This is a genomic window from Photobacterium sp. ABD4_091 (assembly GCF_056160145.1).
The window spans coordinates 565,144-578,685 of the sequence record NZ_JBSWWQ010000001.1 but is presented as its reverse complement, the minus strand read 5'-3'; the positions used below and the strand labels follow the sequence as shown (position 1 = coordinate 578,685).

At 50.6% G+C, this 13,542-nt stretch carries 12 protein-coding genes; 8 read left to right on the top strand and 4 right to left on the bottom strand.

Translation table 11 applies throughout. The features are described 5' to 3' along the window. Positions 1-46 precede the first annotated feature (46 nt). From ACXAGQ_RS02420 to ACXAGQ_RS02405, 4 genes are all read left to right on the top strand, one after another. Entirely contained in the window at positions 47-274 is a 228-nt protein-coding gene (locus ACXAGQ_RS02420) for a FeoA family protein (protein ID WP_281026747.1), read from the top strand. After that, positions 274-2,553, top strand: a complete 2,280-nt coding sequence (feoB, locus tag ACXAGQ_RS02415; RefSeq protein WP_475251519.1) for a Fe(2+) transporter permease subunit FeoB — start codon at positions 274-276, stop codon at positions 2,551-2,553. The genes ACXAGQ_RS02420 and feoB overlap by 1 nt, the downstream gene beginning before the upstream one ends. Next, entirely contained in the window at positions 2,550-2,795 is a 246-nt protein-coding gene (locus ACXAGQ_RS02410) for a FeoC-like transcriptional regulator (RefSeq protein WP_107298522.1), read from the top strand. The genes feoB and ACXAGQ_RS02410 overlap by 4 nt, the downstream gene beginning before the upstream one ends. Positions 2,796-2,935: 140 nt before the next feature. Beyond that, positions 2,936-4,315: an IS4 family transposase gene (locus ACXAGQ_RS02405; RefSeq protein ID WP_475251517.1), complete on the top strand. Its 1,380-nt coding sequence runs from the start codon at positions 2,936-2,938 to the stop codon at positions 4,313-4,315. A 35-nt stretch (positions 4,316-4,350) separates the two neighbouring features. On the opposite strand, the gene ACXAGQ_RS02400 is transcribed toward ACXAGQ_RS02405, so the two are convergent. Further along, positions 4,351-4,782 (bottom strand): HIT domain-containing protein, encoded by a 432-nt coding sequence (locus ACXAGQ_RS02400; protein WP_475251515.1) that lies wholly within the window; start codon positions 4,780-4,782, stop codon positions 4,351-4,353. Between the two features lie 264 nt (positions 4,783-5,046). Between ACXAGQ_RS02400 and ACXAGQ_RS02395 the strand changes: the two genes are divergently transcribed. Continuing rightward, on the top strand, positions 5,047-5,652 hold the full coding sequence (locus ACXAGQ_RS02395) for a DUF924 family protein (protein WP_475251514.1): 606 nt from the start codon (positions 5,047-5,049) through the stop codon (positions 5,650-5,652). 38 nt (positions 5,653-5,690) lie between these two features. Here the strand turns inward: ACXAGQ_RS02395 and ACXAGQ_RS02390 are convergent, their stop codons facing one another. Then, a complete protein-coding gene (locus tag ACXAGQ_RS02390; RefSeq protein WP_475251512.1) occupies positions 5,691-6,710 on the bottom strand; it encodes a GGDEF domain-containing protein in 1,020 nt (339 codons plus the stop codon). 160 nt (positions 6,711-6,870) lie between these two features. Beyond that, the gene (gene argS / locus ACXAGQ_RS02385) at positions 6,871-8,601 is read right to left on the bottom strand and encodes an arginine--tRNA ligase (RefSeq protein WP_475251510.1); all 1,731 of its coding nucleotides are present in this window, start codon (positions 8,599-8,601) and stop codon (positions 6,871-6,873) included. A gap of 423 nt (positions 8,602-9,024) precedes the next feature. Between argS and ACXAGQ_RS02380 the strand changes: the two genes are divergently transcribed. Then, positions 9,025-9,615 (top strand): VOC family protein, encoded by a 591-nt coding sequence (locus ACXAGQ_RS02380; RefSeq protein ID WP_475251508.1) that lies wholly within the window; start codon positions 9,025-9,027, stop codon positions 9,613-9,615. A 152-nt stretch (positions 9,616-9,767) separates the two neighbouring features. On the opposite strand, the gene purU is transcribed toward ACXAGQ_RS02380, so the two are convergent. After that, positions 9,768-10,601, bottom strand: coding sequence for a formyltetrahydrofolate deformylase (purU, locus tag ACXAGQ_RS02375; protein WP_475251506.1), 834 nt, complete (start codon positions 10,599-10,601; stop codon positions 9,768-9,770). 249 nt (positions 10,602-10,850) lie between these two features. Here purU and ACXAGQ_RS02370 point away from each other — a divergent pair, with 249 nt between their 5' ends. Then, positions 10,851-12,809, top strand: a complete 1,959-nt coding sequence (locus ACXAGQ_RS02370) for an ATP-dependent DNA helicase (RefSeq protein ID WP_475251504.1) — start codon at positions 10,851-10,853, stop codon at positions 12,807-12,809. Beyond that, positions 12,810-13,511 (top strand): tRNA (adenosine(37)-N6)-threonylcarbamoyltransferase complex dimerization subunit type 1 TsaB, encoded by a 702-nt coding sequence (tsaB, locus tag ACXAGQ_RS02365; RefSeq protein WP_475251502.1) that lies wholly within the window; start codon positions 12,810-12,812, stop codon positions 13,509-13,511. The last annotated feature ends 31 nt before the right edge of the window (positions 13,512-13,542 follow it).

Genomic DNA, 13,542 nt, shown 5'->3' with positions numbered 1-13,542 from the left:
TGAAAGTATTAATGCTAATTATTCTTATTTAGGGTAGCGGTTTAGAATGAAACTGTCAGAAATGTCATGCGGAGCTGAAGGAAGGGTAGCCAGTTTAGCTGGCTTACCAGCAGCTACCCGCAAAAAGCTTATGGTCATGGGGATGCTGCCGAATACACCGGTGAGTGTAATTCGTGTAGCACCGCTTGGGGATCCTCTTCAGGTGCGAGTACGCGGCGTGGATATCGCCCTGCGTAAACAACTTGCAGAAAGCATTGATGTGGAGGTGAACTGATGCAATACAGTATTCTGACAGTCGGTAACCCGAATAGCGGTAAGACGACGCTATTTAATGGCCTAACAGGTGCCAAACAACAGGTGGGTAACTGGGCCGGTGTCACGGTTGAGAAGAAAACCGGTCGTTATGACTGCGCAGGCGATAGCTTTGCGCTGACAGATCTTCCCGGCATCTATAACCTGGACAGCGCCAACGATGTAAATAGCTTGGATGAAGCGATTGCCTCCCGTGCAATCTTGACCATGCCAGCAGACGTGATTATCAATGTCGTGGATGCATCGTGCCTAGAGCGCAGCCTGTACATGACGTTGCAGCTTCGCGAGCTGGGCCGCCCTATGGTGGTGGTGCTGAACAAAATGGATGTGCTCGAGCGCCAACGCCAGAAGTTGGACATTAAAGGGTTGGAAAAAGCCCTGGGCTGTCCGGTAATGAGCCTGTCGGCGAATAACCTCAAGCAAGTCGCTGAATTCAAAACCCAGCTGCACAAGATGCTGGCGCAGGGTATCGCAGTCAATGAACTGACGCTGGATTACGGTACCCAATTTGAGCAAGCCATTGCCAAAACTGAAACCTTCTTTACCGATGCCCAGCTAGATAGCCGTGCCCAAGCAATTCGTGCTTTGGAAAATGATACCTTGGTGATCAACCAGTTGTCAGAAGAGCAAAAGAATCAGGTGTGCAATGTCCGTAATACCCTGATGGTGGATGTTGACCCTGATATCCAGGTGGCCGACGTACGCTATAGTTTCTTGCACCAGCTATGCAGCAAGGTTCGCCGCCAGGAAGGTAAGCTGAGCCGAAGCCTGAGCGATAAAATTGATGCAGTATTGCTCAACCGTGCTTTTGGTATCCCATTCTTCTTTGTGGTGATGTACCTGATGTTCATGTTCTCCATTAACATCGGTAGTGCATTTATCGACTTTTTCGATATCAGTGCCGGCGCTATCCTTGTCGATGGCGGCCATTACTTGCTTGATGCCCATCTGCCTGTCTGGCTGGTCACAGTCATTGCAGACGGTATCGGCGGCGGTATCCAGACCGTAGCAACCTTCATTCCTGTTATTGCCTGCCTGTACCTATTTTTGGCGATGCTTGAAAGTTCAGGCTACATGGCTCGCGCGGCGTTTGTGCTTGATAAAGTGATGCAGAAAGTTGGCTTGCCAGGTAAAGCGTTCGTGCCATTGGTGTTGGGCTTTGGTTGTAACGTGCCGGCTATCATGGCGACTCGTACACTGGAGCAAGAGCGTGAGCGTAAGCTGGCTGCGGCTATGGCACCGTTTATGTCTTGTGGTGCGCGCCTACCCGTGTACGCACTGTTTGCTGCCGCTTTCTTCCCTGAAAATGGCCAGAATGTCGTATTTGGTTTGTATATCTTGGGTATTGCTGCAGCGGTACTGACGGGTTTGGTATTGCGTCACACCATTTACCCGGGTAACAGCGATAGCTTTATCATGGAAATGCCGGATTATGAAATGCCAACACTGCGTAACGTTGGTATCAAAACTTGGCAGAAACTCAAGAAATTCGTACTGGGTGCCGGTAAGACAATCGTGGTTGTCGTGGCGATCCTGAGCTTCTTTAACTCACTGGGTACTGACGGTTCGTTCGGTAACGAAGATACCCCTAACTCAGTATTGGCGAAAACTGCTCAGATTGTTACGCCTGTGCTTTCTCCGATTGGTGTGAAAGAAGATAACTGGCCTGCTACCGTGGGTATCCTAACCGGTATCTTTGCCAAAGAAGCGGTAGTCGGTACTTTGAATAACCTTTACGCACCAGCTTCTGGTGAAGAAGAGGCCGAGTATGACCTGATGGGCAGCCTTCAGGAAGCCGTAGGCAGTATCGGTGCTAACCTAGCTGACCTTAGCTACTCTGATCCTTTGGGCATTACTGTTGGTGAACTGGAAGATAAAGCTGCGGCTGCTGAAGAGCAGGAAGTGGATGCATCGATTTTCGGCAATATCCAAGCCCACTTTGTCAGCTCAGCAGCGGCAATGGCATACCTAATCTTCATTCTGCTTTATACACCATGTGCAGCAGCGATGGGTGCCTACGTACGTGAATTTGGCCAGAAGTACTCGGTGTTTATTGCGGGTTACACTATGTTGTTGGCGTATACTTTCGCAACTTACTACTACCAGATCGCTCATTTTGCTGACCACCCGGCAACGAGCATGATGTGGATTGGTCTATTCACGGCTATCAATGCTGGCTTGTTTATTACCTTCAAGCGTAAAGGCCAGCAGATGCAAGCGAAGGAGCTGGTAACACAATGATCCTGCAGCAGCTGAAACAGTATATTGAGCAACACGGGCGTGCCAGTCGCAAGGCTCTGGCAATGCGGTTCGGGATGTCCGAAGACGGCGTCGAGGCCATGCTGGATGTATGGATCCGCAAAGGCAAGTTGGGCAAGGAGCTGGTCGGCTGCGACAGTGATGGATGTTGCCAAGGTGCCAAAGAGATTTGGTACCGACCGCTAAAATCTGATGAGCTTTCTATTACGGTAATGCGTGGATAGCAGGCATATCAATCTAGAAGAAAGGCAACCTTAGGGCTGTCTCTTATACACAAGTCCCCCGCCTCATGGCGGGGGCTTTTTTTGAACTCTTTTTCTTTATTGCGATCCGATCTTACACAATATGAGTAAAGGTCATCATCATGATAGGGAATTCTACTTTAGAATGGGCTCAACAAACCTTTTCGCATGCCAAGCTTGGCGACTCTAGACGTACACAACGACTAGTCCAATTAGCCAGTGATATGGCATCTAATGTTGGAGTGTCTATTGTGCAAGCCTGCCCTAATCCCGCCTCTATTGAAGGGGCATATCGCCTCATCCGTAACCCTGATGTTGAAGCCAATGCGATAGCTGAAGCCGGTTTTGTGGCAACAACTAACGAGGCTGAAGCGCATGACTTATTACTTGCCCTTGAAGACTCCACCGCTCTAACCTACACGCATAAAAGCCTCTCCGATGAACTTGGTCACGTGAACTCGGGAAATCGAACCCGGGGGATGCTAGCTCACTCTGTTCTGTTGTTTGCACCACGCGAGCAAAAGGTTGTGGGGCTAATCGAACAACAGCGGTGGACGAGGGATATTGCGACTCGAGGCCGGGGACATAAGTTCGCCAAGCGACCGTATGAAGAGAAGGAGACCTTCAAGTGGCAACAGGCATCAACCGCAATGTCTGAACGTTTAGGTCAACTCCAAGCCCGAGTCATTTCAGTGTGTGATAGGGAGTCAGACATCTACGAATACTTACATTACAAGCTGACCAACCAGCAGCGTTTTGTTGTGCGCTCGACCTATAGTCGCTGCATTGAGGAAAGTGGTTATAAGCTCCATGATTATGCAAAGGAGTTATCCCCATCGGGACAACGAACTGTCCATATTGCTCAACGGGGTGGTCGCAAAGCGCGTAAAGCAACATTAGATGTATGCTTTGCTCCTATTACGATTAAGGTTCCAGCCAATAAGTGTGGCAAGTCACTTTCTCTGTATTATGTTGGTTGTAAAGAGCGAGGTGACAACAACGAAAAATTGGAGTGGCACTTACTGACTTCAGAGCCAGTGACAACGTTAGCGAAAGCCCAGGAGATAATCAGTTACTACGAACAGCGCTGGTTGGTTGAAGAGTTCCACAAGGCGTGGAAAAGTGATGGAACCGATGTCGAAGCACTGCAACTTCAATCAAAGGACAACCTGGAGAGAGTTGCCGTCATTCAAGCGTTTATCGCTATCCGCTTGTTACAACTTAGAGCAGAAAGCCGCGGACAAGAAACCAGTAGCTGTGAGTCTGTTCTACCCGGAATATGCTGGAAATTATTATGGGTCAAACAAGAAAATAAGCCCTTACCAACAACAGCTCCAGATCTGAAATGGGCTCGAGTTACATTAGCAAGGCTAGGCGGATGGTATGACAGTAAGCGAACAGGGCGGCCCGGTTGGGCCGCCCTATGGCGAGGCTGGTATAAATTAGCAGCAATTCAAGAAGGATACCTTATAGCCCAATCCTTTACCTCTGATGAGATGTGATCAAGAGACAGCCTTAGGGTTGCCTTTTTTATGCGTTATTCAGTCGCACTGAAGCCGTCGATATGGCTCAGCTCAGCCCTTAGTTCTTCGGCTAATGCTTGCTGTAGGGCTTCGTCACGCTGGGTGCCATCGGTATTGCCCCAAACCGGGCCTGGCCAAGCGACATCATCTTTGAAACGCGCAATATGGTGGACATGCAGTTGCGGCACGAGGTTACCCAGCGCGCCGACGTTGATTTTGTCGGCTTGGTAATCTGTCTCCAGAACGGCAGCGACAGCGCTGGACTCTTTGATTAACTGAAGCTGCTCTGCATCAGGAAGGTGGTGGATTTCGCGCAGGTCGGCTTTGCGTGGCACCAATATTAGCCAAGGGCCAAGGGCTTCTTTGGAGAGTAAAACCCGGCACAGAGGAAGGTCACCAACAACCGTAGTATCTGCGGCCAGTCTCGGATGAAGTGTAAACTGCATGGGATGATTCCTTTTTTGTATTGTATAGCTCACATGATAGAAGATTTGCCAACAGCCAAAAATTCGCTTTGGGTTAGGATAAAAGGAGCTGCAATGATGACAGTAAGATAGTGCGAATATATAGCAGTAGCAATGCTTTCTGCTGCGGCAGCCAGCATTTTTTGGCAAGTTATGGTTTATAGGTTGTGATCAGGCAGTTGTCTTGGATTCGCCGCTGTGTGGAAGTTAGCGGTATCGTGACGAAGTTCTAGGTGGGAGTGATTCATGGTGGCTCAATATCAAGATGTACTGGACTTTTGGTTCGGAGAGATTGGTGAAGAAGTAACGATCAGTGATCGTAACAAGTTGTGGTTTAAAGGCGGTGAAGAGACTGATCAGCTTATTGCTGAACGTTTCCGCCTCCAGGTCAGCCAAGCAGGAGGGGGGCAGCTGAGCAAGTGGACAGAGGAACCTCGAGGTACCCTAGCCCTGATTATTCTGCTCGATCAGTTTACCCGCAATATTTACCGAGGGCTCAGCGCAGCCTTTCGTTATGACTCATTGGCTTTGGCCTTGTGCAAGCGAGGCTTGGCGAAAGACCAGGACTTGGAGCTTACGCCGATAGAGAGAGTATTTTTCTATTTACCCCTTGAGCATTCCGAAGCGATTGAAGATCAGGAGGAGGCCGTATTCCGCTTTGATCGCCTGAAGCAGTCGGTTACCCCGGCACATGCTGATACCTTCAAAGGCTTCTATCAGTACGCTGTCAGCCACCATGACGTGATAAAGCGCTTCGGTCGCTTCCCACACCGAAATGCGGCCTTCGGTCGTCTATCCACCCAAGAAGAGCTGGATTGGCTCAATAAGGGGGGGCAGCGTTTTGGCCAGTAGCCAGGACGGGTGTGCGCCGTCACCAGCCAAGCAAGCTGTCAGGAAATAGGCAGTACGCGGTTGCGTCCCAATTGTTTAGCTTGGTTGAGGTAATGGTCGGCACGCTCGATCAACACTAAGCTATGTTCATCGTCTTCAGAGCTGCTTACACCAAAGGAGGCTGTTATTGAATTGATCCTCTGCCCAGATTTTTTATCAAGGACGGAGATCTTTTCTATCGCACGGCGCATCGTTTCGGCTTGCTGCCGTGCTGATGGCAGGGATTTATGCGGTAACAAGACGGCAAACTCTTCGCCTCCGAAGCGGTAGGCTTTGGCATAGTCCCGGCAGCATTCGGTGAGCCTCCTCGCCACCATTTTCAATACCTGGTCACCCATCAGGTGGCCGAACTCATCATTGAAGTACTTGAAGTGGTCGATATCTAATAAAATCAGGCTTGTCGGGATCTGATTATCAAGGTAGCTCTGGATGTCCTGGTCAAATGCCCGGCGATTGTAGAGCATGGTCAGGGCGTCTTCGTTGGCTTGCTGCTGGCTCTTGCTCAGTGCCGCGCGCAGGGATTGGATTTCCTGCTGGGCAGAATCCAATTGGCCTTTGAATAAGCCTGTGGACTGGCGCATCTGCTGCGATCCCCGGATAAGTTCTCGCACCAAGCCAATGGTTTCCTCAAGAGAAATCCCATCCTTGCCAACCTGTTCTAGCCGGCCGAAGGTCGTTTCCAGTGCATTGTGGAAGTTGTTGGTGTCCGAAAGGGTGTCCGCCATGCTATGTGACAGTTCCTGCATCATCGCTGTGAGGCTGAGCTTGAGTTGCTTGACGTCGTTGTCGGTTTGGCTTCCAAGGTGATCTTGGTAGATATGCTCGCAAAGGGTTGGGGTGCAATGGCCAATAGACTCAATACCGCTATCCAGGGCCATATTGAGCTGGGGGGTTTGCTGAGAGCTATAGGTATACCACAGGGCATAGTTGGTCGGGGTCGTGGGTACCTTGTGCTTAATCATCAGAGGAACGGCCTGTTTCAGGATCTCCGTTGATTTCGCAAAGCTATCGTTATTCATGCCTAACATCCATTATTACAGGTCATCTACACTAAAGGCTATTATTTCTGGTTGTATTGCTTCTAGGACAATTTATTACTTTAAATAATAAAAAGCCTTCTAAGGATACCTTAGAAGGCTTTTTATTTTTAGGTATTTATCGAATTATGTCAGCGTTTTATTACATGCGCTCAAGGGTTTCGATACCTAGAAGATCCAAGCCTTGCTTGATGGTCTTCGCGGTCAGTAGCGCCAGTTTCAGGCGGCTCTGCTTAACGTCTTCTTCAGCATTCAGGATTGGACACGCTTCGTAGAAGCTAGAGAACTTACCTGCCAGCTCGAATAGGTAGGTACACATTAGGTGAGGCTGACCTTCGCGAGCAACACTCTGTACAGCTTCTTCAAACTGAAGCAGTGCAGAAAGCAAGGCTTGCTCTTTCTCGTCGTTAATCACAACAGGTTGAGTCAGATCAGCAAGCTCAACATCAGCACGCTTGAAGATAGAAGCAACACGGGTGTATGCGTACTGCATGTACGGTGCCGTGTTACCTTCGAATGCGAGCATGTTGTCCCAGTCGAAGATGTAGTCAGTGGTACGGTGCTTAGACAGATCCGCATACTTAACCGCAGCCATTGCAACGGTGTTGGCAATGTTCGCTTTCTCTTCAGCGTCAAGCTCTGGGTTCTTCTCTTCGATAAGCTTCGCGGCACGTACTTCCGCTTCGTCAAGAAGATCTGCTAGGCGGACAGTACCACCGGCACGGGTCTTGAATGGGCGGCCATCTTTACCCAGCATCATACCGAAGGCGTGGTGCTCCAGGCTCACATCTTCTGGCACATACTCTGCCTTGCGGACAATAGTCCATGCCTGCATCAGGTGCTGGTGCTGGCGAGAGTCGATGAAGTAAAGTACGCGATCGGCACCAAGCTGCTCGTAACGGTATTTTGCACACGCGATGTCAGTCGTGGTGTACAGGAAGCCGCCGTCGCGCTTCTGGATGATCACACCCATAGGCTCGCCGTCTTTGTTCTTGTACTCGTCAAGGAATACAACCTGAGCGCCGTCATCTTCAACTGCAAGACCTTTCTCTTTAAGGTCAGCAACGATGCCAGGCAGCATATCGTTGTACATTGACTCACCCATTACGTCATCACGGCTTAGTGATACGTTCAGGCGATCGTAGTTACGCTGGTTTTGGATCATTGTAACGTCAACCAGCTTCTTCCACATTTCAGCGCAGTATTCGTCGCCGCCTTGCAGCTTAACCACGTAGTTACGGGCGCGCTCGGCGAAATCTGCATCTTCGTCGTAAAGTTTTTTAGATTCGCGGTAGAAAGCTTCTAGATCAGAAAGCTCCATTGAGACTTCGCCAGACTCTTTCTGTACACGCTCGAGGTTTGCGATAAGCATACCGAACTGAGTACCCCAGTCACCGATGTGGTTAGCGCGGATCACTTTGTGGCCTAGGTGTTCAAGAGTACGAACAACGGCATCACCAATGATGGTCGAGCGAAGGTGGCCAACGTGCATCTCTTTTGCAACGTTTGGTGCAGAGTAGTCAACCACGATAGTTTTTTGCTCTTCTTTAGCCACACCCAGACGAGCGTCTTTTAGGGCGCTCTCAGCTTGTTCGGCAAGCCAAGTTTTGCTCAGGAAAATGTTGATAAAGCCAGGGCCGGCAATTTCAACTTTCTCAGCAATACCGTCAAGGTCTAGCTGCTCGATAACTTTTTGTGCGAACTCGCGAGGGTTGGTACCCAGTTTTTTGGCTACGCCCATAACACCGTTGGCTTGGTAGTCACCAAATTGTGCTTTCGCAGACTGGCGAACTGCAGCAGGGCTGCCGGCAGGTGCGCCTGCGGCTTCTAGCGCCTGAGAGACTTTGTCATTAATGAGTGCTTGAATGTTCACACGCTTATCCTTTAAATCGTTTGTAACGCCAAATGAAATGCATATTGGCGAGGCAAAAACGGCACCGTATTCAAGGGATATGACCGTCAAAAATAATCACGACCATTGGCCTATAAAGATAGCACCAAGTGATAATTTTATAACGTGAGTATTTTTGACGGGGCCGCCTCAGGAGTGGGTAGAGGGGAAACATCTTGAATACGCTGGTTGCATTGCCCTAATAATACCCACAAATTTAGGTGCTTTGGCAAGCCGTAAAGGCAATAGATTGCGATTTTTTTTAAATATCCATAGCAGGGTGAAAATTATGCAGGAGTCTAGCAAGCACAAGGGCTTTGCCGATGCGAATAGGGCTGTTGTCAAGCCGAAAACTATGGATAATTATGCGTTCAAACGCTCAGCGTGAATAATCGGAGAAAAGAGATGCACAAGCTAGAACAAAAGGGCATGCTACCCGAGCAAATGTTGGCCGCGTTGCCAGCCTTTATGGCGAAAATTGAGCGCCTTGCTGAACAGTTGGGCCTATCGCTTGCCGGTTACCAGGCTGATCATATTGCCTTGCGGGTTAACGATTGGGAAACCGCCGAACAATTGCACCAAGCCTGGTTGGTTTATGGCAAAGAATGGTCGACCAACGAAATCAACGGCCGCCCGATTGTGGTCATCGGTTTTGATAAGCCGCTAAGCTGCGGCCCATGGCAAATTGAAGCGCTGGAATTGCCATACCCGGGCGATAAAGCCTACCCACAAGAAGGCTGGGAACATGTCGAGTTTGTCATTCCATCAAATGCTGCTGATACAGAAGCGCTGAAAATCACGTTGGGTCAAGCTTTTCCACAACTGGCTGAGCAATGGGGGGATTTAGCAGGGAAGGGCATCAAGGTCAAAGCCAGCAGCCCGTCAGGCGAGAAAGAGCGCCTGTCTAACCCAACGTATGCATTCAAACATGACGGTGTATGTATCAAGCTGCATCCGCATTCGTTGAAGGATGTTATTGAGAGTGAAGCTGAGTAAGCAGCACTTATAGAGTTATGTATTTAGCAGGGTAAAATTTCAAAAACGCATGAAGACATCCCTGTCGCTCCGACCCGCCGTCCTTGGCGGGTAGGTTTTGAAATCTCACCCTTGCTAAATACAGTCAGCCAACATAGTAAATGTGTTGGTATTTACAAAATCACAGTACGGTTGCCGTAGACAAACACCCGGTCATCAATCACCAAGCCTAGCGCTTTGCTCAGCACTGACTTTTCAACATCTCTTCCCGCCCGTGCCATATCCTCGGCACTGAAGTTATGGTCTACCGGAATAACGTTCTGAGTAATGATCGGGCCCTCATCAAGATCGTTGGTCACAAAGTGGGCTGTGGCACCGATAATTTTCACCCCGCGCTCAAACGCTTGCTGGTACGGTTTGGCACCAATAAACGCTGGCAGGAAGCTGTGGTGTATATTGATGATTTTATGGGGGAACTGGGCGACAAAGTTTGGCGTGAGGATCCGCATGTACTTGGCCAGCACCACATAATCCGGGTTGTACTGTTGAACGGCGTCTAATAACAGGGCTTCATGCTCATCACGGCTAAGCCCTTCGTGGCTGACATGATGGAAGGGAATATCAAATTTGGTGGCCAAATCCGCAAGGTGGTCGTAGTTGCCGACAATGGCGGCAATCTCGATATCCAAGGTGCCATCGAAGGTCTTGACCAAGATATCCCCCAAGCAGTGGGCTTCCTTGGTGACCATAATCACCACCCGCTTGCGATCAGAACTGATCAGGCGGCGGTGGCTGCCTTCTGGTAGCGCGCGGTCTAAATCGTATAGGAACGTCTCATCATTGAAGTAGCCTTCCAGTTCGGTGCGCATAAAGAACTGGCTGTGCGAATGATCGACAAACTCATTATTGTGCACAATATTGAGTTGGTGCTTGTAGCAGATGTTAGTGATTTTGCTGATCAGGCCCATTGCATCCGGACAGTCGGTCAGCAGGGTTTTCTTTTCCATGGTGCTCTTCCTTGAACTACTATTTTTTACAAATCGGTTTACCTCTGGCTAGAAAATCAAGCATTTGTGTAATCCGGTTTAATAGTATTTACCTTGGATTGCTTGCGGGGTCAAAGGCTAAATGTTGAACGGGAATAAATCATGGCTGCTCGCTAGGAATATTGGCATAATACGCGGTCAACCAACGGCCACGCCCAAAGTCCGTTTTTCTAAACCCCAATAGTTGAAAGCCTAGAGACTCAAACGTCTATGATAGCCAAGTTTTTTGCCTCCGGTGGTGCACTGGACAAAGCCATTCCCGGGTTCCAGGCCCGCCAGCCGCAAATAGATATGGCGCAGGCCGTGGCCGATGCCATCAAGTCCGAGAACCAGCTTGTTGTCGAGGCAGGAACCGGTACCGGCAAGACGTTTGCCTACTTAGTGCCAGCCCTGGTCAGTGGTAAGAAAACCATCATTTCGACCGGCTCCAAAAACTTGCAGGAACAGTTGTTCCACCGCGATCTTCCCCTGATGGCTGATGCCCTTGGCTTTACTGGCCGGGTGTCCCTGCTCAAGGGACGCTCAAACTATCTGTGCCTTGACCGCCTCAGCAGGCAGATCACCGAAAGCCATGGCGTCCATACCGATCCGAAATTGCTTAGCCAACTGGTTCAGGTCAGAAGCTGGTCATCGTCGACCAAAAGCGGCGACCTGGGTGATTGCGAAGATATTGCCGAAGATAGCCCGGTGATCCCGATGATCACCTCGACCAATGACAACTGCCTCGGCCGCGAGTGTCCGTCCTATGAGGATTGCTTTGTGGTCAAGGCCCGTCGCAGGGCGATGGAAGCCGATGTCGTGGTGGTTAACCACCACCTGTTTTTAGCCGATCAGGCAATCAAGGAAACCGGTTTTGGTGAGCTTATCCCCGAAGCTGAAGTGTTCATCTTTGACGAGGCGCACCAGATGCCGGATATTGCCAGCCAATACTTTGGCCAAAGCTTGTCCAGCCGCCAAATCCAAGAGCTGGCCAAAGATGTCGAGATTGGCTACCGCACAGAAGCTAAAGATATGCGCCAGCTGCAAAAAACCGCCGACAGGCTGCACCAGGCCGCTGCCGATATGCGGATTGTGCTGGGGGAGCCAGGCTTTCGCGGCAACTGGCGCGAAGCCATTGCCAGCCCGACGATTCAGCGTGAAATCACCCGCTTGAGTGATGCCTTGGACTTGACCCATGAAGTACTGAAGCTGGCCTTGGGCAGGAGCCAGTTACTGGATGCTGCTTTCGAGCGGGCGACGCTGATCAAGGCGCGCTTGGAGCGGGTCTGCGATACCAGCATCATCGGCTATTCCTATTGGTATGAGTGTACCCCGCGCCACTTTAGCTTGCATATCACGCCATTGTCGGTCGCTGATAAGTTCAGCGAACAGATAGAGCAGCAGGGCGGGGCATGGATTTTTACCTCGGCAACCTTGGCGGTAAATGATGATTTCAGCCACTTCAGTGAGCGGTTAGGGCTCAAACCCAAACAGCAATTTTCACTGGAAAGCCCGTTTGATTACCAGCAGCAGGCTCTGCTTTGCGTGCCCCGTTTCTTGCCTGAGCCCAATAGCTTCGGTATTGCAGACCGGCTGGTTGAGATGCTGGCCCCGGTTATTGAAGACAATAACGGGCGGTGTTTCTTTTTGTGTACCTCACACCAGATGGTCCGGGATTTAGCCGAAGGATTCCGTGCCAAACTCGACTTGCCCGTGTTGGTGCAGGGCGAAACCACCAAACAAAAGTTGCTGGCAGAATACCTCGAGCGGGGCAACGCCTTACTGATAGCGACCGGCGCCTTCTGGGAAGGGGTCGATGTTAGAGGACAGGCCCTAAGCTGTGTTATCATTGATAAATTACCCTTTACAGCGCCGGATGACCCGCTGCTGAAAGCGCGTATTGAGGACTGCCGCTTACGCGGTGGCGATCCTTTTGCGCAAGTACAGATCCCGGATGCGGTGATCACCCTCAAGCAGGGGGTTGGCCGACTGATCCGCGACAAGCAGGACAAAGGTGTTCTGGTGATCTGCGACAACCGGCTAGTGACGCGCCCTTACGGCGCCGTATTCCTTAACAGCCTGCCGCCTATCCCGCGTACCCGGGATGTGATTGGCGTCGGGCAATTTTTATCTTCGGTGAATGGTCAGCAAACGCCTGCCGCCACCGAGGAACAGCATTCAGAGGCTTGAATGAGCAACAAAATTCTTGCAGTAGATACTGCCACCGAAAACTGTTCCGTTGCCCTGCTGGTGGGCGATGAAGTGATTTCTCACTGTGAATACGCACCGCGAGAGCACACCACCAAAGTGTTGCCTATGGTTGACAGCGTACTGGCTGAGGCTGGCCTGAAGCTAAACCAGCTAGATGCGCTTGCCTTCGGCCGCGGCCCGGGTAGCTTTACTGGCGTGCGCATCGGTATTGGTATCGCTCAGGGCTTGGCATTCGGTGCGGATCTGCCGATGTTGGGTATTTCGACGTTAGCGGCGATGGCGCAGGGAACATACCGCCAGCATCAGGCTGAGCAGGTGATGGCAGCCATTGATGCGCGCATGAATGAAATTTACTGGGGCCAGTATCGCCGTCAGGCCGACGGCGATTGGGCGCTGCAGGGTAGCGAGCTGGTTATCAAACCTGAGATGCTGATCACCCAACTACCGCAAAGTGATGGCCAGTGGTTAACGGCTGGTACAGGTTGGGAAAGCTATGCTGAGACATTGGCACAACTGCCTGTCGAAACGGTATCAGGTTCGGTTCTGTATCCTGATTCGGCCGATATGGTGCATTTGGCCAAATATGCATTTGCACGTGGCGAGGCTGTTACAGCCGAAGAAGCGAGCCCTGTGTATCTTCGCGATACCGTAACCTGGAAAAAACTACCAGGCCGCGAATAATACACTTGCCTCATTGCCGTGTATGCATACT